The organism is Anaeromyxobacter dehalogenans 2CP-C, assembly GCF_000013385.1.
GTDB classification, from domain to species: domain Bacteria; phylum Myxococcota; class Myxococcia; order Myxococcales; family Anaeromyxobacteraceae; genus Anaeromyxobacter; species Anaeromyxobacter dehalogenans_B.
On sequence record NC_007760.1, the window covers coordinates 4,481,147 to 4,504,959 of the forward strand.

The window sequence follows — 23,813 nt, forward strand, 5'->3', positions numbered from 1 at the left end:
CCGCCGTGGCGCGGCGCGCGCTCGGCGACGGCCTGGAGCTGCGCCCGCTGTTCCCGAACGCCGCCGCGTCCCGCGGACTGGGCGCCGCGCCCGCCCAGGCGGAGTGGGCGCTCGCCGCGTTCGAGGGCGAGCCGCGCGAGGTGAACGGCTGGGAGGAGGCCTACCGCACCGTCGAGCGGCTCGGCCTGGGCGCCGCGGGCGGCGCGGTGGAGTACGCCGAGCCCGATCTCGTGCAGGCGTTCCCGGCCTTCCCGCCCGGCGAGGCGGGCGCGCTCGCGGCCGGCGCGCGAGGCCGCCGGCGAGGGCGCCGGCGCCACCATCCTGCACGCGGACACCGGCTACTCGGCGCACGGCACGACGCCGGCGGCCCTGGCGGAGGCGTACGCCCGCGACTTCGAGGGCGGCGGCGAGCGGAAGGGCGCCCTCGATCCGGGCCTCGACGGCCTGCTGCGTCAGCCCGGCCACGGCACCGGCACGATCTCGATCCTCGCCGGCAGGCGGATCCCCCAGCTCGCGAACGACTGGCTGGGCGGCGCCCCGGCCGCAGAGGTGATCCCGGTGCGGATCGCGAACTCGGTGGTGCTGTTCCGGACCAGCGCCCTGGCGCGCGCGCTCGACTACGCCCTGCGCCCGTACACCGGCGACGACGCGGCGCACCCGGGCACCGTGCATCGGCCCGTGGACGTGGTGACGCTGTCGATGGGCGGCGTCGCCTCCCGCGCCTGGGCCGAGGCGGTGAACGCCGCCTACGAGGCGGGCGTGTGCATCGTGGCCGCCGCGGGGAACAACTTCGCGCTCGGGCCGTTCGGCGTGCCCACCCGCTTCATCGTCCACCCGGCGCGCTTCGGGCGCGTCATCGCGGCTTGCGGGATCATGGCGAACTGGCGGCCCTACTTCGGCCTGCCCACCGGCAAGATGCAGGGCTGCTGGGGACCGCCCGGCAAGATGGCGACCGCGCTCGCCGCCTTCACGCCCAACATGCCGTGGGCGGAGATGGGCGCGCCGCAGGTCGTGGACATGAACGGCGCGGGGACGTCGTCGGCCACGCCGCAGATCGCGGCGGCCGCGGCGCTCTGGATCGCGGCGCACCGGCCCGCGCTCCAGGCGCTGGCCGAGCCCTGGCGGCGGGTGGAGGCGGTCCGCCACGCGCTCTTCACCAGCGCGGAGCGCCCGTCGGATCCCGAGGTGGCGGAGAAGGTCGGGCGCGGCGTGCTGCAGGCGCGGGCCGCGCTGGCGGTCGCGCCGGTCGCGGACCTGCCCATGACCCCGCGCGACACCGCCTCGCTGTCGCTGCTCCGGGTGCTCACCGGCCTGGGCGCGGCGCCCGACGCGCGCCTGGAGATGCTGGCGCTCGAGGCCACCCAGCTGACGCAGCTCCCGGTGGCGGACGCCACGCCGAATCCGTTCGAGGCGCTGGTGCCGGATCCGGACGCCGCCGCGGCGGGGCTCTCCACCGAGCGGCTGCGCCAGGTGGCGGAGGCGCTCCTCGATCACCCCCGCGCCTCGGCGCCGCTGCGCGCGCACCTCTCGCGCGTCCGCCAGGACCTGGGCGGCGCCCGGCCCGCCCCGCCGCCTGCGCCGCGCCCGCCGGCCGCCGCGATCCCCGCGCCGGCGCCCGGCGCCCCGGCACCGCTCGCGCCCGAGCCGCCGCGCCCGCTCCACCGGCAGCTCACCGCGTTCGCGTTCGATCCGAGCGTGGCCCAGCGGCTCGACACGCGCGACATCGGCACGGTGACGCTCCGCGTCCCCTGGGAGCCGCTCGCGCCCGGGCCGGTGGGCGAGTACCTGGAGGTCGTGGACGTCGATCCGACCAGCCAGCGCTTCTACGCGCCGGTGGACCTCGACCACCCGCACCTCCTCGCGCAGCAGGGGCTGGCGCCGTCGGAGGGCGCGCCGCAGTTCCACCAGCAGATGGCCTACGCCGTGGCGAGCCTGACCATCGACCGGTTCGAGAAGGCGCTGGGCCGGAAGGCGCTCTGGTCGCCGCGCGAGCTGCCGGAGCGCCCGCAGGACGACTCCACCTACGTGCCGCGCCTGCGCGTGTACCCGCACGCGCTCCGCGAGGCGAACGCCTACTACAGCCCGGCGCGCAAGGCGCTCCTGTTCGGCTACTTCCGCGCCTCCGAGGAGGACCCCGGCGATCACCTGCCCGGCAGCTTCGTGTTCACGGCGCTGTCGCAGGACATCGCCGCGCACGAGACCGCCCACGCGCTCCTCGACGGCATGCACCGTCGGTTCAACCGGCCCACGAACCTGGACATGCAGGCGTTCCACGAGGCGTTCGCCGACGTGGTGGCGCTGCTCCAGCACTTCACGTTCCCGGAGATCGTGCGCGACCAGGTGGCGCGCACCCGCGGCGCGCTGCGCACGCAGGCCAACCTGCTCGGCGCCCTGGCCACCGAGTTCGGGCGCGCCATGGGCACGCGCGCGGCGCTGCGCGACTACATCGGGCGCCGGGACCCGGTCACCGGCGTGTGGGCCCGGCACGTCCCGGATCCGGCCGAGTACGAGCAGGCGCGCGAGCCGCACGCGCGCGGCGCGATCCTGGTCTCGGCGGTGTTCGACGCGTTCCTCTCCATCTACGAGCGGCGCACCCGCGACCTGGTCCGCATCGCCACGGGCGGCTCGGGGGTGCTGCCGGCCGGCGACCTCCAGCCGGACCTCGTGAACCGGCTGGCGGAGGAGGCGGCACGCACCGCCGACCAGGTGCTGCGGATGTGCATCCGCGCGCTCGACTACTGCCCGCCGGTGGACCTCACCTTCGGCGAGTACCTGCGCGCGCTCGTCACCGCCGACCGCGACCTCGTGCCGGACGACGACCTGGGCTACCGGCTGGCGTTCGTCGAGGCGTTCCGGCGGCGCGCCATCTACCCGCGCGACGTGCGCACGCTCTCCGAGGACGCGCTGCTCTGGCGCGGTCCGGTCTCCGAGCGCGGCGTGGGCCCCTCGCCCGCGCTCGTCGAGGCGTTCGCGGCGCTGCGCCCGCACGCGCGCAGCCACCTCGACGCGAGCTCGCGGGAGGTGCTGTTCCACCGCGCCCGCGCGCTCCGGGCGATGCTGCACGAGCGCCTGAAGGCGGTGCTGGCGGCGCAGCCACCCGGCTCGGACGACGCGCTCCTGCTCGGGCTAGACCTCGAGGCGGCGCCCACGTTCCAGGTGCACTCGGCCCGCTTCGCCGAGCGCATCGGACCCGACGGGCAACACCTGCCGCAGTGCATCGTGGAGCTGCTGCAGCACCGCGACGACGCGCGGAGCGCGGCGCGGCCGGACCTCGGGCCGGTGCGCTTCGAGGGCGGGGCCACGGTGGTGGTGGCGCTCCGGGAGGGCGACGGCGAGGCCGCGGCGCTCCGCTGGGTCATCCGCAAGTCGCTGCGCAGCGCCTCGCGCCTGGAGCGCCAGGTCGCGTTCGGCCAGAGCCGCGCCACCGGCTCGGGCTGGGACACCTACTTCGGCGCGCGCGCCCTGAAGACCGGGGTGGAGCCGTTCGCGGCCATCCACCGCAGCTAGCCCGGGGCAGGGAGAGGAGACGCCATGCGAGCGAACCGGAAGGCGACGGCGGCGAAGGGCAGCGCGCGCAGGACCGACGGCAGGCACGCGGCGCGCGACGAGGTGGTCGAGCGCCCCGCGCATCGCGGCGGGCGCGAGGGCGGCGCGCCGCGGGTGCGGGTGCGCATGTACCGGCCCGGCCTGGGCGACTGCTTCCTGCTCACGTTCCAGCCGGACACGGCCGACGAGGCCCACGTGCTCGTGGACATCGGCACGGTGGGGCGGGGGGCCGGGGTCCCCATGGAGGAGATCGCGCGGGACGTCGCCGCGGTGACCGGCGGCCGGCTCGCCGCGGTGGTCGCGACGCACGAGCACGCCGACCACCTCTCCGGCTTCCCGCTCCTCGCGGACGCCGGCGTCACCGCCGGCGAGGCCTGGGTGGCCTGGACCGAGGATCCCGCCGACCCGCTGGCGCGGCAGCTCCAGAAGTACCGCGGCGACCTGTTCGCGGCCGCGGCGCAGGCGGCCGCCGCGCTCGACGCCGCGCCGCGCGAGGGGCTGCTGGGCGTGCTCCGGGCCGGGGTGCGAGACCTCATGGCGTTCAACGGCTTCCTCCCGGGCGCGGCCGGCGCGTCGCTCGGCGCCGCCGCGAAGGGCGGCGGCCTGAAGAAGACCATCGACGCGATGATGCGCTCGGCGCTCGGGCTCGCGCGGCGGGGCCCGCGGTACCTGTCGCCGGGCGACGTCCTGGAGCCGGCCTGGGCCCCGGGCGTGCGCGTGTACGTCCTCGGCCCGCCGCGCGACGAGGCCGCCATCCGGCAGCTGGGCGGCCACGGCTCGCCGGACCTGTACGAGCTCGCCGCCGTGCTGGGCGTGGAGCTGCCGGGCACGCCCGGGGGACCGGCCGCGGGCGGGCCGGTGCAGCCGTTCGACGCGGCGCTCGGGGTGCCGCTCGACCGGGCCGGCGCCCTCGGCGGCGTGGCGGCGGCGTACGAGGCCGAGCCGTGGCGCCGCATCGACGAGGCGACGCTGGGGGCCGCGGCGGAGCTGGCGCTCCAGCTCGACAACGCGACCAACAACACCAGCCTCGTGCTCGCGATCGAGGCCGGCGGCGAGGTGCTGCTGTTCCCCGGCGACGCGCAGCTCGGCAGCTGGCTGAGCTGGCCGGACGTGACGTTCGCGGTGGACGAGGGCGGGCGGCGCCGCACCGTGACCGGCGAGGACCTGCTCCGGCGCGTCACGTTCTACAAGGTCGGCCACCACGCCAGCCACAACGCGACCTCGCGGCCGGGGCTGGAGCTGATGTCCGGCCGCAACCTCACCGCGTTCATCCCGCTCGACGAGGGCGTCGCGCGGCGGCGCGAGTGGCCCATGCCGGCCCGCACCCTGTTCGCGGCGCTGACGGAGAAGACGCGCGGGCGCGTGCTCAAGTCGGACGGGGACGCCGAGCAGGCTGCGCTGGCGCTGGCCGGCGTCTCGGTGGAGCGGCTGCACGTGGAGACCACGCTGCCGCTGGAGGCGCCCGCCGGGGCGCGGGAGCGGGCCGCGCCGCGGGCGCGCGCGCACGCGTGAGCGGCGCGCGTGCCGGGGTGGGACCCCACGGACCCTTCGGCAGGCTCTGGGTCCGTGGGGCGGGGCGCAGCCCCGTCGGATCAGAACCGGTGCGCGAAGCCCACGTCGAGCGTCCACGCCGTGAACGTGGTCTCGTACGCGGCGATCCCCTGCGCGAGGTTCGACCCGGTCTGCTTGCCCTCGGGCGCATAGGTCCCGCCGACGCTCACCGAGGTGCGGCCGAGCTCGAGGCCCACGCCCGCGGTGACGTGGTGCTCGAGCACCGCCGGGAAGGCCAGGTTCTCGAGCGCGCGGTCCGCGTTCAGCGGGCTCTTGCCGTAGTCGTAGCCGGCGCGGAGCTTCAGCCAGCTCGCCGCCGCGTACTCGGCGCCCACCTTCAGCACCCACTGGTCCGACCAGTCGAGGTCGAGCTGCATGCCGCCGGTGAGCGCCGGGTCGGTCTGGAGGCGCGGCTGGTTCCGGCCGTTCGTCTGCGACCAGCGGATCCACTGCACGTCGGCGGCGACGGCGAGCCCCGCCACCGGCCGCACGCCGACGCCGAACGTCAGGAGGTCGGGCTGATCGAGCTCGAGCTTCTCGACGCCGGGCCCGACGTTCGCGGTGGTGCCGGTGGCCGGGTCCACCACGATGGTGTGCGCCGGGACCTCGTACTCGAAGTCCTGGAACCAGCCGCGGCTCTCGTAGGCGAGGCCGGCGGTGAGCCACTCGACGGGCCGCCAGGCGGCGCCCACGGTGAAGCCGCCGCCGTAGGAGATGGCGCCGTCGCGCGGCTGCAACCCGAGCCCGCCGCCGGCGGAGTACTCGAGCGTCGCGTACATGATGTTCGCCGTGACGCCGAGCGAGAGCCCGGGCATCACCTCGTACGAGACGCCCGGCGCGAGCCGGAGCTGGGAGTAGGACGTGTACAGCCGGCCGCCCAGCAGGTCCTGCGGGTAGTCCACGCCGAGGCCGGCGACGCCGTAGCCGCCCAGGCCGAACGTGAGCCGGTCGCCCAGCGGGACCACCAGGCCGAAGCCCGGGATCAGCGTCGGGCGGCGCGAGGAGGTCTGCTCCTGCCCCGAGGCGGCGCCGACCGCGCGGTAGCGCACGTCCGCGTCGAGGACGGTGATCCCGAAGTCCACCCGGCCGTCCAGCAGCGACAGGCCCGCCGGGTTGGTGATCACGGTGGCCGCGTCGAGCGGGAGCCCCACCGACGCGCCGCCCATCGCGCTCTGCACCGGCCCGAAGCCGATCATGCGCATCCCGTTCACCGCCCCTGCCTGCGACGCCCACAGCGCGAGCGCCGCGGCGACGATCCACCTGTTGCCGGTCATCGTTGACTCTCCCTGGTTGTCGAACCCCGGGGCGCGCCCCTGCGGGGAACGTGCCGACCCTCCTGGCGGGATCGGAGGGTCTGCACTCCGGGTCACCGTGACCTTGCCCCGGCCCAGCTTCGCCTTCGCGCAGCGTGCGCGTCACGCTCCGTAAATGACCGTCACTCCGCGTCTTTCGGGTCGGCCGGGACTCTCCGGCTTCCGGGTGACGGCGCCGCGGACCCAGGGTCAACGGGCGAGCCCCCCGAACTCGGGATGGTCCAATGTGCCGAGCGGTCGCCTCCGCGGAGCGCTGCACCCACCACCCGCCACGGGACGAGGCCGCGCGCGACCTCCCGTGCGCGCACCAGCGCCGGCGGGGGTGCCGACGCGGTGATCGGGGTCAAGCGGCGGGCGAACGACCTGCCCGCCGCGCGGGCGGACCGCGTCCCTCGGATCGGGGGCGCGCCGATTGCACCGCCCGTCACCTGGACCGTCCGTCCGAGTTCGTCCGGCGGCGCCGCGGGGCGCGGCGCAGAGGGTGGGAGAACGTCAGATGTCCACACTTCGCAACGCGAAGATCGCCACGCGGCTCACGGCGAGCTTCAGCCTGTACATGATCATCGCGGTCTTCGTGGCGGTCGCGCTGCTCTACGCGCTCGCCCGGGTGACCGATCGCGTCGCGGAGGTCTCGGCCGCCGCGCTCGACCGCGACGTCCTCGCCCAGCGCGCCGCGCTCGCCACCGGCGACGCCGGCGGGCTGCTCGCGCAGGCGATCGCGGCGCCCGACGACGCGCACCGCGCGCCGCCGCTCTCGCAGCTCGACCGGCTCCTCGACGACGACGCCGCCGCGGCGCGCACGCTCGCGGCCATGCCGCTCGACGCGGAGGAGCGCGCGCTGGTGGCCCAGGCGGAGGCGGCCGGCGCCCGGCTGCGCGACGCGGCCGCGCGCGCCCGGCGCACGCTGGGACAGCCGGACGACCCGGTGCGCGCGACCGACCTGCAGCAGCTGATCTCGGCGCGCGCGGACCTGCAGGGCGCCTGGCAGCGGCTGGCCGGGCTCGAGACCGAGCGCGTGCGGGAGGCCGCCGGGGCCGCCCAGGCCGACGCCGCCGTGGTGCGGCTCTGGATCTACGCGGGGCTCACGCTCGCGGGCACGCTCGTGATCCTCGCGAGCGTGACGCTCACCCGCAGCATCACCGTCCCGCTGCGCGCCACGGTGGTCCACGCCGAGCGCATCGCGCGCGGCGACCTGCGCGAGGAGGTCGAGGTGACCGGCCGGGACGAGATCGGCCAGCTCGAGCAGGCGATGCAGGCCATGACCGAGAAGCTGGCCGAGGTGATCGGCGAGGTGCGCGGCAGCACCGACGCGCTCACCTCCGCGTCGCAGCAGCTCTCCGCCACCGCGCAGAACGTCTCGCAGGGCACCGGCGAGCAGGCCGCCTCGGTGGAGGAGACCACCTCCTCGCTCGAGGAGATGAGCGCGTCGATCACCCAGAACGCCGAGAACAGCCGCCAGACCGAGGCGGTGGCGCTCGAGGGGGCCCGGAACGCGCAGGAGAGCGGCGAGGCGGTGAGGCGCAGCGTGGAGGCGATGCGCACCATCGCCGAGAAGATCTCGATCATCGAGGAGATCGCCTACCAGACCAACCTGCTCGCGCTGAACGCGGCCATCGAGGCGGCGCGCGCCGGCGAGCACGGCCGCGGGTTCGCGGTGGTCGCCACCGAGGTGCGCAAGCTGGCCGAGCGGGCGCAGAAGTCCGCCGGGGAGATCGGCGCGCTGGCCGGCTCGTCGGTGGAGGTCGCCGAGCGCTCCGGCGCGCTCCTCGCCGAGCTGGTGCCGGCGATCCGCAAGACCTCCGACCTGGTGCAGGAGGTGGCGGCCGCATCGCGCGAGCAGTCCACCGGCGTCCGCCAGGTCACGAAGGCCATGGGCGTGGTGGACCAGGTCACGCAGCGGAACGCCTCCGCCGCCGAGGAGCTGTCGTCCACCGCCGAGGAGATGTCCTCGCAGGCCGAGGCGCTCCAGCAGCTGGTGGCGTTCTTCCGGGTCCGCGAGGTCCACGCGCCGGCGCGGCCGCGGCCGCCGCTGGCCGCCCCGCGGCTGCCGCAGCCCTCGCCGGTGGCCGCCGCCGCGCTGGCCCCGAGCGCGCCGGGCCGGGTGAACGGAAGGACCGACGGGGCGCTGGAGAAGGAGTTCAGGCGCTTCTGAGCGGCTCGGCGGGCGCGTCCGCGGTCACCGCCACCAGCAGGTAGGGCCCGGCCGCCCCGATCCACGCGCGGAGCGCGGCGCGGACCGGGCCCTCCAGCGCCAGCGCGAACCGGCGCGCGCGCAGCCCGCCCAGCCGCTCCGGCGGGGCGGGCGCGCGGATGGAGAGGCGCACCGCGCGCAGCGGGACGGTGAGCCCGGTCCCGAGCCACTTCACCACCGCCTCCTTCGCGCCGAACGCGGCGCAGGCGGCGAAGCCGGCCTGGGGCTCGCCCAGCGCCCGCTCGAAGGCGCGCAGCTCCTCCGGCCAGAACGCCTCGCGGTGGAACGCGCCGTCGAGCGCCTCCACCCGCACCAGGTCGAGCCCCACCGGCGCGTGGAACGCCGCCGCGGCGGCGACGCCCTCGGTGTGCGTGATGGAGACGTACGCGGGGAGGCGCGCGCCGCGGGCGTCGAGCGCCACCGGCTGGGCCGTCCCGGCCGCCGCGTCGCGCAGCACCGCCGCGCACGCGCCCGGGTCCCGCAGCAGCCGGTCCACCGCCGCCCGGGCCGCCGTGCGCCCGGCCGCGAACTCGAGGCGTCGCCGCGCGGTGGCCGCCGGCGGGAGCAGGGCGCGCTCGGCCGCGGGGAGCCTCGCCAGCGCCGCCTCCGCCGCGGCCACCGGGCGGAACGCGATCACCGGCGCGGCGTCCCCCGCGGCCGCGGTCATGCGGCGACCTCGACCGCGGCGATGCGCCGGAGCTCCAGCCCGGTCACCTCGAGCAGCTCCTCGCCGTCCTCGCCCGCCACCACGAGGTCGTAGAACACGCGCGGCGCGTCCTCCGCGGTCCGGCGCGCCTCGACGCGGGCCCGCTCGCCGGCGCGGAGCGCGCGCCCGGCGCGCAGCCGCTCGACGGCGATGGGCACGCACACCCAGCCCTCGCCGTAGCCCTCCAGGCTGCCGGCCACCTGGAACGCGGCGTCGAGCAGCAGCGGGTCCACGCGGAACGCGGGCGCCCGCACGCCCGGCACGGCGGCGCGCAGGTCGGCCGGCTCCACCGTTGCCCGCGCCGCGCCGCCCAGCAGCTCCAGCCAGCGCACGCGGCAGAACAGCGGCCCGAGCTCCACCGGATCGCGCGAGAGCCGGTAGAACGAGCGCGCCCGCACCAGCCCGTCGCTCTCGGGCAGCGCGTGCCGCCGCGCCTCCGGCGTCCCCGTCTCGAGGCGCACCGCCGCGCGCGCGTGGACGCGCTCGCTCCCGCCGGGCACCGCGACGGGCAGGCTCGAGACGAGCCGCACCCCGAGGACGCCGCCCTCCCCGGGCTCGACCACCGCGCGCACGTCGAGCGCGGCGCGGGCGAGCGCCACCGGCGCCTCGATGCGGAAGCCGGTCACCTCGGCCACGCGCTCGCCGGGCCGCGCCAGCGCCGCGGCCTCCGCGAGCAGCTCCAGCGCGAACGCGCCGGGCAGGATGGGCCGGCCGTCCACCCGGTGCTGCGCCAGGAACGGCGCGTCGGCCCGGAGCCGCGTCCGCGCCACCAGCCCGCCGCCCGGCCGTGGCTCGGCCGCGTCCACCAGCGGCGAGGCGCTGCGGACCAGCGGGACGCCGCCGTCGTCGAGCAGCGCCACCGGGCGCGCGCCGTCGGCGGAGGCGCCCAGGAACGGCCAGGCGTGCAGCATGCGCTCGGAGACGAGCAGCGTCTCCGGCGCGTCGCCCGAGCGCAGCTCGGACACGAACCAGTAGCGCCCCTCCTCCGGCGAGATGGAGGTGACGCCCATGGCGTCGAGCCCGGCGGCGATGTCCGGGTTGCCGGCGGCCCAGCCGATCTCGCGCCAGGCCGGCCAGTCGATGGTGACGCAGTGGACCGGCCGGCCGCGCCGCGCCATCCACGCCGGCAGCAGCGCGGCCATCAGCGCGTTCGCGCCGGCGTAGTCGGTCTGCCCGCGGTTGCCGAAGCGCGCCACGCCCGAGCCGAACGCCACCACCGCCCGCAGCGGCTCGTCGCGCGTCGCGTCGAGCAGGTGCAGCAGCCCGGCCACCTTGGAGTCGAGCACCCGCGCCACGTCCGCGGCGGTCTTGCCGGGCACGCTGGCGGACCGCTCCACCATGGCCCCGTGGCCCAGCACCGTGATGGCGCCGTGCCGCGCGCGCACGTCCGCGACCACCGCCCGCACCGAGGCCGGATCGGTCACGTCGCAGACCGCGTACGCGAGCGGGAGCCCCTCGCGCCGCGCCCGCTCCAGGTTGCGGTGCAGCTCGCGGTCCCGCGCCAGCGCGTCCATCTCGCGCGCGAAGCGGACGGGCGTCAGCCCGGGCTCGCCGCGGCGGCGGACGATCTCGCGGCGCCGGAACTCGGCGAACGCGCGGTCGTCCATGGCGAGGTGCGGGAGCGCGGGGTCGGGCAGCGGCGTGCGGCCCGTGACCACCACCTTCGCCCCGAGCCGCGCGATCGCGCAGGCGCACTCGAACACCACGCCGCGCCCGCCGCCCGAGAACAGCAGCACGTCCCCCGCGCCGAGGTCGCGCCGCGCCGGCGCGCCGGCCTCGAGCGGCGCCTGGCGCAGCGCCACCACCGTCCGGCGGCCGCCGGCGAAGCCCACCTGCACGCGCTCGTTGCCGTCCTCCAGCTCGGCGACGAGCGCGCCCGCCAGGGCGGCGGCGTCCACCGCGGGCGGGAAGTCGAGCGCCTTCACGAGCGCCCCGGGCACCTCCTGCTTCAGCGCCAGCGCGAGGCCGTGCTGGAACGCGCCGGAGGGATCCCCGGCGGGCGCGCCGAGGCCGAGCGTGCCGCCCATGGACGTGACGGCCACGTACGCGCCGGGCCGCTCCGGGGTGGAGGCGAGGAGCGCGTCGTAGATCCGGCGAACGAGCGCGTAGGAGGCCTCGGCGGCCGCGCGGGCCGCGCCGGCGATCGCGCCGCCCTCCGCCATCAGGTCGAGCCGCGCGGGCTCGCCGAACGCGGTGAGATCCACGAGCAGCTCGGGCGCGCCGTGCGACGTCACCGCGGCCTCCACCGCGTCGGGCGTGGCCGCCAGCGCCTCGGCGCCGCGGACCCGCAGCGCCGCCGCGACCGGCCCCGCCGGGCCGCCGGCCGGGCCGACCACGAGCGCCCGCCGACCGGCGAGCGACCAGCGCGCGGCTCGCGCCGGCAGCGCCGCGGTCACCGCCGCCGGCACCAGGCGGTCGGCGGCGAGGCCGTCGCCGGGCGGGATCACCGCGGGACCGGTGGCCGCCGCGGGCGCGGCCGCCTCCTCCAGGATCACGTGGTGGTTCACGCCGGCCATGCCGAACGTGCTCACCGCGGCGCGGCGCGGGTGGCCGGCGGTGGCGGGCCAGGGGCGCGCCTCGGTCGCGAGCTCCGCCGGGATGGCCTCGAGGTGCAGCTCGGCGTCGAGGTCGCGGGTCGCGTTGGACGGCGGGAGCACGCGGCGGTGCAGCGCCAGGGAGGCGCGCACCAGCGCGATGAGCCCGGCCGCGCTGGTGGTGTGGCCCACCTGCGACTTCGAGGCGGAGAGCACGAGCGGGGTCGCGCGCGGCAGGCCGCCGTACACCGCCGCGTAGGTGGCGACCTCGGTGCGGTCGCCGAGCCGGGTGGCGGGGCCGTGCGACTCGAGCAGGTCCACCGTCTCGGGCCGCACGCGCGCATGCGCGAGCGCGCGGCGCAGCGCGAGCTGCTGGCCGCTGGTGCTGGGCGAGTAGATGGAGAGCCCGCGGCCGTCGCTCGAGATCCCGTGGCCGCGGACCACCGCGTAGACGCGGTCGCCGTCGGCCCGGGCGTCGGCGAGGCGCTTCAGCGCCACGGCGCCGGCGCCCTCCGCCGGCACGAAGCCCTCGGCGTCCACGTGGAACGGCAGGCCGCCGCGCGGCGAGAGCGCGCCGAGCAGGCCGAGCGCCACGTAGTACTCGGGGACCAGGTTGTAGGCCACGCCGCCGGCCAGCGCGACGTCCACCTCCCCGCGCGCCAGCGCCTCGCAGCCGGCCGCCACCGCCGCCAGCGACGACGCGCAGGCCGCGTCCACCGTGAGCGGGACGCCGCCCAGCCCGAACGCGGCGGCCACGCGCGCGGTGAGCGCGTAGCCGGAGGTCGCCGCGAGCGCCTGGGGCCAGCGGGCCTCGCCGCGCGCGTCGAAGACGGCGCGGGCGCGGGCGACCACGCCGGCGATGCAGGCCTCGTCGAGCCCCGCCTCGCGCATGGCGTCCTCGGCGAGCGCGAGCGTGTTCCCGAACGCGACGCGGGTCTCGACCGCCGCCTCGCGGGCGCGGAGCGAGAGCTGCCCGAACACCGCCTGGCCGCGCAGGCCGCGCGCGCGGGCGGCCTCCCAGCCCGCGTCGGCGAGCGCCTGCTCGGCCGCGAGCAGCGAGATGGGCACCGCGCCGTCCAGCGCCGCCGCCTCCTCGGGGTCGATCCCGTAGCGCTCGGGCCGGAACGGCGGCGGCGACACGGTGGCGGCGAGCCGGGTGCGGAACGCGTGCGCCAGCTCGGCGTTCGCGCCCACCAGGGCGTCCACGTCGAAGCGCGAGCGAGGCAGGTCGAGCACCGGGTCGGCGTGGTCGAGCACGTTGCGCCAGTAGGCGTCCACGTCGTTCGCGCCCGGCACGACCAGCCCCACGCCCACGATGGCGTAGCCCTGCTCGTCGCGCCGGCGGCGCGGGCGCGGGGGCGCCGCGGCGGGCCGGGGCGCGCCGGGCGCGGCCAGCACCGCGTGGTAGGCGACCGGCTCGGGGCCGCCGTCGCTCACGCCGATGCGGCGCGGCGCGCCGGCCACCTCGGCCGCGGGCCAGGCGCCGCGGTGCAGCGCGAGCGCGGCCTCGACGAGCGCGACCATCCCGGTCGCGCCCTGGAGGAAGCCGGTGGTGGGCACGCACGAGCGGGTGGGCACGGGGGCCTTTCGCGCGCGGTACGCGGCGGCGAGCCCGGCCGCCTCGCCGGCGTCGCTGGCGAGGCCGGCGGCGCGCGACACCACCGCGTCCACCTCGGCCGCCCCGATGCCCTCCACCGCGGCGCAGGCCGCCCGCTCCACGCAGCGCGCCAGCGCGCCCGGGTCGCGGGCGCCCGGCTCGGCGGCGCCGCCGAGCCGCTCCACCAGCGCGTACACCCGCGCGCCGGCGGCGTCGTCCTCGCGCCGGAGCACCAGCGCGGCCGCGCCCTCCCCCGGCAGCGTGCCCGCCGCCGCCGGGTCGAACGGCCGCGGGACGTCGTCGGCCAGCTCGCCGCGGTGCGCGAGCGACAGCAGCACCGAGGGCGTCACCAGCGGCGACACCGCGCACACCACCGCGACGTCGCACTCCCCGCGCCGGAGCGCCTCCACCGACTCGTACAGCGCGGCGAGCGAGGACGCGCTGCCCACGTCCACCGCCGCGTGGCCGCCGCGGAAGTCGAACAGGTTGGCGGCCCGGCCGGCCACGATGCTCGCCGAGGTGAAGAGCGAGTCGGGCTCGATGGCCGGGCAGGCCAGGTCCACCACGCGATCGAGGATGGCGAGCGCCAGCTCGCGGCGGTCCGGGGCCTCGCGCGCCAGCGCGTCGCCGATGGGGATGGCGAGGCGGTTGCGGCGGATGCGCCGCATCGGATCGGTCCGCGGATCCGGGCCGAGCGTGGTGGCGGCGATGCGGATCTGCCCCCGCTCCACCGGGGCGGCGCCGGGCTTCATGCCGGCGTCGGCGAGCGCCTCGGCCATGGTCTGGAGCGCGAGCTTCTCGGCGAGGTGCAGCCGCTCCACCTGGAGCGGCGGGACGCGCAGCGCGCGCCAGTCGAGCGGCACGTCGTCGAGCAGCGCCGCGCGCGGCGCCCGCCCGCCCAGCAGCGCGCCCGCCTCCGGGCCGAACGCCACCGGGTCGAAGCGCGCCGCCGGCACGCGCGCGAACGGCGCCGGCCGCCGCGCCGCGAGCCGCGTCCAGAGCGCGTCCAGGCCGGCGGCGCCGGCGAGCCGGCACCCCATCCCCACCACCGCGATCCGCGCGCCCTGGCTCACGCCACGCCCTCGCTGGCGCGGCCGTCGCCGACGCGCCGGCTGTACCGCCGCCAGGCGCGCTCGGCGGCCTCGCCGATGGGCCCGGCGGCCGCGGCGGTCGCGACGGGCCGGCCGCACACGCCGCGCAGCTCGGCCACGAGCGCCTCGCCCGCCACCACGGTCACGTCGGCGCGCCAGAGGCCGCCCTCCGGCGCCACCATCTTCACGTGGAGCTCGAAGGACGCGCCCGGCGCCGGCGGCGCGTGCACGCGCACCTGCTCCACCGAGCAGACCGCGTGCGGCACCCCGGTCACGCCGAGCCAGGCGAACGAGGCGAGCTCGCCCGCCGCGGCGAGCGCCGCCGCCAGCCGCTCGACGTCGTCGCCGTCCCCGGCGTCCGCCCCGCCGGCCGCCACCATGAAGCCGTCCGAGCGCGCCCAGGCGAGCACGCCGTCGGCCGCGCCGAGCACCGGGGCGAGCGCGTCGCGCAGCTCCGGCCCGCTCGCCGCCCGGTCGCGCCGCTCCGGCGCGATGGCGCGCAGGATCTCGGCCGGCGCCGCGGCGGCCGGCCCGGGCGCGCCCACGCGCACCGTGGCCTCGGCCTCGCTCTCGCCCAGGATGGCGCGCAGCTTCAGCGCGCCGTCGGCGGCGTGCGCCACGTCCACCAGCGGCTCGCGCGCGGGGGCCTCCTCGTCCGAGGCGCGCAGCTCGAGGTGCGCGACCTCGCGGACGCCGTCGCCCGCCGCGCCGAGCAGCGCCTCCAGCAGGCGGCGCGAGGCGGCCACCGCCGGCCCGCGCGCGTCGTTCACCACCGGTGCAGCGGCAACGGGCGCGGCGTGCGGCGTGGGGATGGGGCGGGGGGCGCCGCCGCCGGGCGGGCGGGGGCCGCCGCCGGGGCCGTCCGGATCCGAGGGCGCGAGCCGGCGGGCGAGCGCGTCGGCCGCCTTGCGGATGGTGTTCGCGTCGCGGAGCTTGAACCCGGGGTCGGGCGGCAAGCCGAAGCGCTCGCGCGCGGCGGCGAGCACCGCCACCTGCTTCACGGTGTCGATGCCGAGCTCGGCCTCGAGGTCGAGGTCGGCGTCGAGCATCTCCTCCGGGTAGCCGGTCCGCTTCACCAGCTCCTCCACGATCGCCGCGCGCACCTGCTCGCGGGCGGCCTCGAGCGACAGGCGCGGCGGGGTGCCGCGGCCGAGCGCGTTCGGGGGCGGCGGCGGGAGCGGCAGCGCGTGCGCGGCCGCGGTCGCCGGGGCCGCCTTCGGGGCCGGCGCCGCGGGGGCGGCGGTCGCCACGGCGGGCGCGACGCCGCCGCGCCCGGCCTGCACGCGGCCGGCGAGCCACGCGGTCGCCTTCGCGATGGTGTTCGCGTCGCGGAGCTTGAACGCCGGATCCGGCGGGACGCCGAGGCGCTCGCGCACCGCGGCCAGCACCGCGACCTGCTTCACCGTGTCGATGCCGAGCTCGGCCTCGAGGTCCAGCTCGGGGTCGAGCATCTCCTCCGGGTAGCCGGTGCGGCGCGCGTACTCGGCGACGAGCGCGCGCCGGACGTCTTCCGCGCCGGCGGGGGTCGGGGCGGGCGCGGCGGCCACCGGCGCGAGCGCGGGCGCGAGCGCAGCCACGGGCGCGACGACCGGCGCGGGAGCGGCTGCGGCCGCCGCCACCGGGGTGGGCGGCACCTCGGGGGCCGGCGCGGCGGCCGACGCGGACGCGGCGAGCGCGATCGCCGGCGCCGCGAGCGCCGGGTGCTCCGGCGCGGCCCCGGCGAGCAGGCCGTCGATGAGGTCGCGGATCCCGCGCAGCAGCGCCACCGCGTAGGCCGGCATCGCCTCCGCGGACGGAGCCGCGCCCGGGCCCTGCGGCACGGGCCGGATCTCGGGGGTGCTGCGGGACGGGGTGCTCATCGCGGGGTCCTCCTCCAGGACTGCAGCGCCGTGGACGAACAGGCAGGCGAGCGCGCGCTGGAGCTGCTCGACCTCGCCGACCTTTGGGTGAAGCGTGGCGTGCGCGACGTGCGGGCGATCGCCGAGGATCTGCCCGACGAACGTGGTGAGCGGCCACTTGGGCCCGCACTCCACGAACACGCGCACGCCGCGCGCGTGGAGCGCCTCGACCGCCGGCCGGAGCCGCACCGGCTCGACGAACTGGCTGGCGAGGTGCTCGGCGAAGCGCTCCGGCGGGACGCCGGCGAGGCTCCGCCCGGTGACGGTGGAGACGATCTCCACCTCCGGCGCGCGGAACGGGATGGTGCGGAGCAGGCGCAGGTAGCGCGGCTGCGCCGCGGCGATGAGCTGCGAGTGGTAGCCGTGCGAGACCGCCAGCACGGCGGCCTCGACGCCCTCGTCGGACGCCCGCCGGAGCAGCTCCGGCATGGCGCGGCGATCGCAGGAGACGATGCAGGCCCCCGGCCCGTTGTCGGCGGCGAGCGCGGCGTAGCCGGGGAGCCCGGCCGTGAGCCGCGCGGCGCGCTCGGCGCCGCAGGTGAGCGCGACCATCTTGCCCGGGTCGTCGCCGGTGAGCGCCAGCACCGACAGCGTGCGCTCGCGGACCACCGCGAGCCCGTCCTCGAGCGACATGGCCCCGGCCGCCACCAGCGCCGCGAGCTCGCCCGCGCTCTGGCCCATGAGCGCCCGCGGCGCGAGGCCGTGACCCGCGAGCAGCCGGTGCAGCGCCACGTTCACGACGAACACCGCGCAGTGGATGTCCTCGTCGCTCTGCGCGTACGCGTCGGGCCGGTCGGTGAAGAACGAGGGCCGCAGCGGCCGCCCGCACAGCGCCTGGTAGGCGCGGTCGGCGGCGTCGAGCGTGCCGCCCAGCGACGGGAACGCGGCGAGCGCGTCGCGCAGCATGTTCGGGTACTGCGGCCCCTGGCCCGGGAACGTGACCGCCACCTGCGCCGGCGCGCGCGCGTCGGCCGCGTGCACGCCCTGGGCGCGGAGCAGCCCGAGGTCGAGGCCGCCGCGCACCGCGCGGGTGAGGTGCGCCGCGCGCGCGGCGAGCGCGGCCGGGTCGGCCGCCACCACCGCGGCCCGGAACGGCGCGCCCGAGGCCGCCCGCCGCGAGGCCCGGAGCGCCTCGAGGTAGTCCTCGGGGCCCGCGTCGCGGAGCGCGCCCGCGAGCCGCTCCAGCGCCTCGGCGCAGCCGGCCGCGTCCTCGGCGCCGGCGGCGGCGATGGCGAGCGGCCGCGCCGCGAACGGTGACGCGGCGACCGCTGGGATCGGGGACTTCACGGAAGGAGCACGCGGCGCGACCGGGGCGACGCGGGCCGGCGCGCCCGGGCGGTACTCCTCCACGAGCGCGTGCACGTTCGTGCCGCCCAGGCCGAAGCCGGAGACGCCGGCCCGCCGGGGCGCGCCGTCCGGCCCGGTCCAGCGCTCGGCGCGCGTGACGACCTCGACCGGGCCCGCGCCGAAGTCGATGGCCGGGTTGGGCCGCTCGACCTCGAGCGACGGCGGCAGCAGGCCCTCGCGGACCGCGAGCACCGCCTTCAGCAGCGCCGGGGCGCCGGCCGCGCCGAGCAGGTGGCCGATGTTGGACTTCACCGAGCCGATGCGGAGCGGCCGGGCCCGGCCGCGCCCGTACGCGCGCACGCACGCCTCGACCTCGGTCCGGTCGCCGAGCGCGGTGCCGGTGCCGTGGCACTCCACGTAATCGACGAGCGCGGGGTCGATCCCGCCCGCCTCCAGCGCGCGCCGCATCGCGAGCGCCTCGCCCTCGAGCGACGGCGCGAACACCGACTTGCCCTTGCCGTCGCTGGAGGCGCCCACGGCGCGCACCAGCGCGTGGACGCGCTGCCCGTCGCGCTCGGCGTCGGCGAGCCGGCGGAGCACCAGGATCCCGGCGCCCTCGCCCGGCACGAACCCGTCGGCGCGCGCGTCGAACGGCGTGCTCCCGGTGGCGGAGAGCGCGTTGAAGCGGCAGCACCCCACGTAGAACTCGGGCTGCATGTCGGCCCACACGCCGCCCACCAGCGCCGTGTCGCAGGTGCCGTCGCGGAGCGCCTGCACCGCCGCCTGCAGCGCGGCGAGCGTCGAGGCGCAGGCCGACTCGACGGTGAGCTGCGGGCCGCGCAGGTCGAAGCGGCGCGCGATCCGCGCGGCCATGACGCTGCCCAGCCAGCCGGGCAGCGCGTCCTCCGAGAGCGGGGGCAGCTCGCGCTCCAGCCGCGCGCGGGCGGCCTCGAGGAGCGCGCGCGCCTGCGGGCCGGCGAGCCCGGCGGCCGGCGCCGCGGCCTCCACCTCGGCGGCGAGGCGGGCCAGGTGGAAGCGCACCTCGGCGAGGAGCTTGCGCCCCTGGCACGCCATGAACCCGAGGAACACGCCGGTGCGGCCGCGATCCCAGGCCCCGCGCTCCAGGCCCGCGTCCGCGACGGCCTCCTCGGCCACGCGCAGCGCGAGCAGGTGCGCGGGGTCCACCGCCGCGCGGGCGGCGGGCGGGATGCGCCAGCGCGCGTCCGCCTGCGCGGGCGCGTCGGTGAAGCCGCCGAGCCGCGTGTAGCTGCGCTCGAGCCGCGCGGCGTCCGGGTGGCAGTAGGTCGATGCGTCCCAGCGGCTGGCGGGGACCTCGCGGATCGACGACCGGCCGTCCTGCAGCGCGCGCCAGAACGCCGGGACGTCCTCGGCGCCGGGGAGCGTCGCGCCCAGGCCGATCACCGCCAGCGGCACGGCCTCGGCCGGCGCGCGCCACGCCGCGACGGAGGCGGGGGCGGAGGCCGACGCGGGCGACGGGGCGGCGAGCACCGCGTGGTAGGCGAGCCCGCCGAGCGACACCGCGCTCACCGCGGCGCGCGCGGCGTCGCAGCCCGCGCGCGGGCGGAGCGGCGCGGGCGCGCGCGGCACCTCGAACGCGGTCTCCTCGAGGCGGAGGTCCGGGTGCGGGCGGGAGAACCCGGCCTGCGGCGGGACCACGCCGTGCTCGAGCGCCAGCACCGTGCGCAGCATGCCCACCGCGGCGCTCGCGCCGCGCAGGTGGCCCACGTGCGCCTTGGCCGAGCCGATGGCCACCGGGCCGGGGACGCCGCGGTACCCCTGCGCCAGCGCGGCGAGCTCGGTGGCGTCGCCGCGCGGGGTGCCGGTGGCGTGGCACTCCACGAAGCCGACGGAGGCGGGATCGACCGCGCCCTCCTCGTGCGCCCGGCGGATGGCGAGCGCGAGGCCGTCCGGGTGCGGCGCGAGCGGCGACGCGGCGGCGCCGTCGCAGGCGCCGGCCACGCCGAGCACCACGGCCAGGACGCGATCGCCGTCGCGGAGCGCGTCGTCGAGCCGCTTCGCGGCGAACATCACCGCGCCCTCGCCCGGCAGCGTCCCGTCGGCGGCGGCGTCGAACGGGCGCGGCCGGTGGGCCGACAGCACGCCCATGCGCGAGAGCGCCACCAGCTCGGCCGGCGAGAGCAGCTCGCTCGCGGCGCCGAACAGCGCGCAGTCCACCGTCCCGTCCCGGAGCGCGCGCGCCGCCACGTCCAGCGCGGCGAGCCCGGAGGCGAAGCCGGCGTCCACCGCCGCGTGCGGGCCGCGCAGGTCGAGCAGCATGCCCACGCGCCCGGCCGCGATGCTGGCCGCCGAGTTCACCACCGGCTCCTCGCTGGCCGGCCGCAGGCGCGCCTCCAGCGAGGCGCGCGCCGACGCGAGCGCCGCCTCGGCCGCGGCCGCGGGCACGCCCGCCTCGCCGGCGCCCTCGCGCACCGCCGCGGCGAGCGCGTCGAGCCGGACGCGGAGCCCGGTGTCCGGCCGCCAGCCGAGGCCGGTCGCGCCGAGCCACACGCCGGTGCGCTCGCGCGGCAGCGCCTTCACGGCGGCCAGCGCCTGGCGCCCGGCCTCCAGGACCTGGAGCTGCGCGGGGTTCATCGCGTCCGCGTCCGCCGGCGGCATCCGGAAGGCGCGCCAGTCGGGGCGGAACCCCGTCACCTGCGCCGCGGCCGGGAGCCGGCCGAGCCCGAGCCGCTCCCACTCCCACGCCCCGCCCGCGAGCGGCTCGAACGCGTCGCGGCCCGACTGCATGGCGTCCCAGAACGCCTCGACGCTGCCTGCGCCCGGAAGCACACATCCGACGCCGATGAGGGCGATCGGGACCCTGGGTGTTCCCCGCTGCTCCGAAGTGGTCACGTCGGAGAGGGTGGCGGACAACGTCACTTTTCGTCAATAGGGGTGGTGCAATTATCCACGAATTGCGCCATGCGCAAACGAATAGGTGAATATTTTGCGCGCGCGGCTGCCCGGAAGGCGCGCACGCGCGCACCCGGGTTGCGCCGGCTCCACGCGGTTCGCCGGGTTTGACAGAGTGTGATACGACCCTGGGTCCGAGCAGACTCCGGGTGCGTTCGCGTTGTAGCCGCCCCATGTTTTCCGCGATGACCCCGTTGACTACGAGACTGGGTTCGCGGGTGGTGCGGGCGCCGTCCACCGCGCCGGGCTGGCCGGGGCGGTGGACGGCCGGCCGAGGACCGGCCTCACGCGGCCTCGGACCCGGCGGACGTCGCTGCCCTGGGCTCGTGCAGGCCGACGCGGTTCCCCTCGCTGTCAACGAGGATCGCGAAGCGGCCGTTCGGGCCGATGTCGGTGACCGGCACGACCACCTTCCCGCCCGCGGCCTCGACCCGGCGAAGGCAACGCTCGATGGAGCCGCGCGTGTCGAGGTACACGATCGCGCCGTCCACGCCGGGGCGGGCGTGCTCGCTCTTCACGATGGCGCCGCCGGTGCCCTTCCCCGCGGCGTACGGGAAGAACGCCATCGGCATCCGGCCGCTGGTGTCCACCCTCAGCTCCGTCCCCAGCACGGCCTCGTAGAAGCAGCGCGCGCGGTCGAAGTCGGCGGCGGGCAGCTCGAACCAGTTGATCGCGGTGCTCATGTCTCTCTCCCTCGTCGGTGCCGGCGGGGGATTCCGCCGGACGGACGGGAAGATGCTTGCGGGCTGTGTCAGCGTTATGTCAGGTTTCCGGCTTCGACGACGCTCGACCCGGCTCCCCACCGGGGACCGCCACCATGGACCGCCAGGCCCGCCTGTTCGCCATCGCCGAGTACCTGCGCGGCCGCCGCACCGGCGTCACCGCCGCGCAGATCGCGGAGCGCTTCGGCGTGACGCTCCGCACCGTCTACCGGGACCTCGACGCGCTCCGCTCGGCCGACCTGCCGCTCCACGCCGAGCAGGGCCGCGGCGGCGGCTACGCGCTCGACCGGCACTACGCGCTGCCGCCCATCAACCTGAGCGCGCGCGAGGCGGCGGTGCTCGTCGCGCTCGGCGCCTACGCGGCGCGCATGCGCCTGCTCCCCTTCGCCGAGACGCTGGAGGCGGCGCTCGACAAGGTGCGCGGCGCGCTGTCCGCCTCCGCGCAGCGCGAGCTCCTGAAGGTGCTCGACGGGCTGCAGTTCGTGGGCGTGCCCGCCATGCCGGCCGCGGCGGCGGTGCGGCGCGCGGTGGAGGAGGCGTGGTTCGGCGGGACCGCGCTGCGGGTGCGGTACCGCCGGTCCGACGAGAGCACCAGCGAGCGCACCGTGAAGGTGGCCGGCGTGATCATGGAGCGGCACGCCACGCTGGTGCACTGCGTGGACGTGGACACCGGCGAGGCCCGCCACTACCGGCTCGACCGCATCGACGTGGCGACGCCGGTCGCGGCCGCGCCCGCAGGTCCCGGCGGCGGCCGGGGTTGAGCTCAGCGCGGCGCCTCGGCCGAGTCGCGGCGGCGGAGGATGACCACCGAGCCGACCAGCACCAGGATCAGCACCGTGAGCAGGCCCAGCTCGCTCATGACGTGCCGGAACTGCTCGTCGCCGCTGGGCGCCTGCGCGCCGAACTCCGCGGTGATGACGAGGATGCGCCGGATGGCGGCGATGAGCGCGACCAGCAGGAACGGCTCGGGCACGAGCAGGTGGTCGCGGAACGACACCTTCACCGTGTAGAGCAGCTCGACGATCATCATCGCGAGCAGGATCCGGTCGAGGAGCTGCACGATCACCTGCAGGTCGAGATCGCGGCCCAGCGCGCCGACCAGGTTGACGCCGCCGTGCAGGAGCAGCACCGCGCACGCCAGCGTCAGCAGGATCCCGAGCGCGACGTAGATGACGTCCTGGACCCAGGTGATCCCGACCGAGACCCATTCCCGCGCGCGCTTGTTCACGCTGCCCCTTTCGCCCGGACGGCACGCCCGACGGCCCCGCCCCGCTCGCAACCCGGGCGTTCAGGCGTGCGGTGCACTATATTAATGAGCGCGCAGCCCGGCGCCTCGCGCCGAGAACCGTGCCTCCGCCGATCGGCGGCGGCCCACCGCGCCACCCTCCGCACCCGGAACCCGCGCGCGTTCGCGCGGAGGCGGTCTCCGTGCGGTCGCGTGCGCGCCGACGAAGGAGCAATCGATGGACCTCGAAAAGGGGATGCTGGTGCAGCACGTGTCGCTGGGCGTCGGGAAGGTCGTCGCGGTGGAGCGCGACGCGGTGCACGTGTACTTCGCGAGCGGCGACGGACGCGTGGCCGCGAAGCTGAAGCTGCCGACCGCGCTCCCGTTCCTCACCGCCGCCGCCGGCGCCAACGCGTGGCTCGCCGCGCTCCCCGCCTTCCGGCTCGCCCCGGAGACCGGCCGCTACGAGGTCGCCGACGGCCGCATCACGCAGGCCGAGGCGCTGGAGCGCTACCGCGCGGTCTCGCCCGAGGCGGCCGCCGGCGAGGCCGGCGCGGAGCCCCCGAAGGTGCGGCGCGACCGCGCCTGGAAGTGGCGCCGCGCGCACGAGGCGTGGGAGCAGGAGCTCGGCGGCGGCGAGGGCGAGCGGCTCCTCGCGGCCGGCGACGTCGGCGCGCTCGTCGCCCGCGCGGTGAAGGTGGAGCACCACGTGCGCCCGCTGCTGCCGCCCGCGGAGCGTCCCGCCTTCGCGGCCGCGCTCTCGGATCCCGAGTCCGCGCGCGAGCTGTTCGCCGCGCTGTTCGCCCTGCTGGCGGCGCCGAAGCCGGAGCAGGAAGCGTTCGAGCGCCTCGCGGCGGCCGTCGCGGCCCTGCCCGCGCCGCCGGCGCTCGAGTCGCGCTGGCAGGTGCTCACGCTGCTGCCCTTCGTGGCCCGGCCCGACGTCCACATGCTCGTCGAGCCGCGCACCACCTGCGCCGCCGCGCTCCGGCTCGGGATCGACCTCGCGTACACCCCCGAGCCGAGCTGGGCCACCTACACCGCGCTGCTCGCCGCCACCGGTCGCCTGCTGGCGCAGCTCGAGCCGCTCGGCGCGCGCGACCACGTGGACGTGGACACGTTCCTCCACGCGAACGTCAAGGCGCCGCCGCGCACCCCGCGCACGCCCCCGGCCCGGCGCACCCCGCGCGTGTCCACCGCGGCCTGAGTCTCCCGGTCGCAGCC

Annotated in this window: 10 protein-coding genes and 1 pseudogene; 5 read left to right on the forward strand and 6 right to left on the reverse strand. The window is 78.0% G+C overall.

Annotated elements, in window-relative coordinates:
* Window positions 1-447: 447 nt before the first annotated feature.
* Both ADEH_RS23600 and ADEH_RS20120 read left to right on the forward strand, forming a co-directional pair.
* Window positions 448-3,507, forward strand: a complete 3,060-nt coding sequence (locus ADEH_RS23600; RefSeq protein ID WP_269529122.1) for a S8 family serine peptidase — start codon at window positions 448-450, stop codon at window positions 3,505-3,507.
* A gap of 24 nt (window positions 3,508-3,531) precedes the next feature.
* Window positions 3,532-5,058, forward strand: a complete 1,527-nt coding sequence (locus ADEH_RS20120) for an MBL fold metallo-hydrolase (RefSeq protein ID WP_011422941.1) — start codon at window positions 3,532-3,534, stop codon at window positions 5,056-5,058.
* 80 nt (window positions 5,059-5,138) lie between these two features.
* On the opposite strand, the gene ADEH_RS20125 is transcribed toward ADEH_RS20120, so the two are convergent.
* Window positions 5,139-6,371 (reverse strand): OmpP1/FadL family transporter, encoded by a 1,233-nt coding sequence (locus tag ADEH_RS20125; protein WP_041453728.1) that lies wholly within the window; start codon window positions 6,369-6,371, stop codon window positions 5,139-5,141.
* 1,174 nt (window positions 6,372-7,545) lie between these two features.
* On the opposite strand from ADEH_RS20125, the pseudogene ADEH_RS23820 reads away from it, so the two are divergent.
* Window positions 7,546-8,562: pseudogene (locus ADEH_RS23820) on the forward strand (methyl-accepting chemotaxis protein); the annotation flags it as partial.
* Here the strand turns inward: ADEH_RS23820 and ADEH_RS20135 are convergent.
* From ADEH_RS20135 to ADEH_RS20150, 4 genes are all read right to left on the reverse strand, one after another.
* Window positions 8,549-9,268: a 4'-phosphopantetheinyl transferase superfamily protein gene (locus ADEH_RS20135; RefSeq protein ID WP_011422944.1), complete on the reverse strand. Its 720-nt coding sequence runs from the start codon at window positions 9,266-9,268 to the stop codon at window positions 8,549-8,551. The pseudogene ADEH_RS23820 and the gene ADEH_RS20135 overlap by 14 nt on opposite strands.
* Window positions 9,265-14,511, reverse strand: a complete 5,247-nt coding sequence (locus ADEH_RS20140; protein WP_011422945.1) for a beta-ketoacyl synthase N-terminal-like domain-containing protein — start codon at window positions 14,509-14,511, stop codon at window positions 9,265-9,267. Before ADEH_RS20140 ends, ADEH_RS20135 begins: the two co-directional genes overlap by 4 nt.
* Window positions 14,508-20,612, reverse strand: coding sequence for a type I polyketide synthase (locus ADEH_RS20145; protein WP_081436947.1), 6,105 nt, complete (start codon window positions 20,610-20,612; stop codon window positions 14,508-14,510). Before ADEH_RS20145 ends, ADEH_RS20140 begins: the two co-directional genes overlap by 4 nt.
* A 317-nt stretch (window positions 20,613-20,929) precedes the next feature.
* Window positions 20,930-21,328 carry a VOC family protein gene (locus tag ADEH_RS20150; RefSeq protein WP_011422947.1) on the reverse strand — a complete coding sequence of 133 codons (399 nt, stop codon included), beginning with the start codon at window positions 21,326-21,328 and terminating at the stop codon, window positions 20,930-20,932.
* A 134-nt stretch (window positions 21,329-21,462) separates the two neighbouring features.
* Between ADEH_RS20150 and ADEH_RS20155 the strand changes: the two genes are divergently transcribed.
* Window positions 21,463-22,128 (forward strand): helix-turn-helix transcriptional regulator, encoded by a 666-nt coding sequence (locus tag ADEH_RS20155; RefSeq protein ID WP_011422948.1) that lies wholly within the window; start codon window positions 21,463-21,465, stop codon window positions 22,126-22,128.
* A gap of 2 nt (window positions 22,129-22,130) precedes the next feature.
* Here the strand turns inward: ADEH_RS20155 and ADEH_RS20160 are convergent, their stop codons facing one another.
* Window positions 22,131-22,595 (reverse strand): phosphate-starvation-inducible PsiE family protein, encoded by a 465-nt coding sequence (locus tag ADEH_RS20160; protein ID WP_011422949.1) that lies wholly within the window; start codon window positions 22,593-22,595, stop codon window positions 22,131-22,133.
* A gap of 235 nt (window positions 22,596-22,830) precedes the next feature.
* On the opposite strand from ADEH_RS20160, the gene ADEH_RS20165 reads away from it, so the two are divergent.
* On the forward strand, window positions 22,831-23,796 hold the full coding sequence (locus ADEH_RS20165; RefSeq protein ID WP_011422950.1) for a hypothetical protein: 966 nt from the start codon (window positions 22,831-22,833) through the stop codon (window positions 23,794-23,796).
* Window positions 23,797-23,813: the final 17 nt, after the last annotated feature.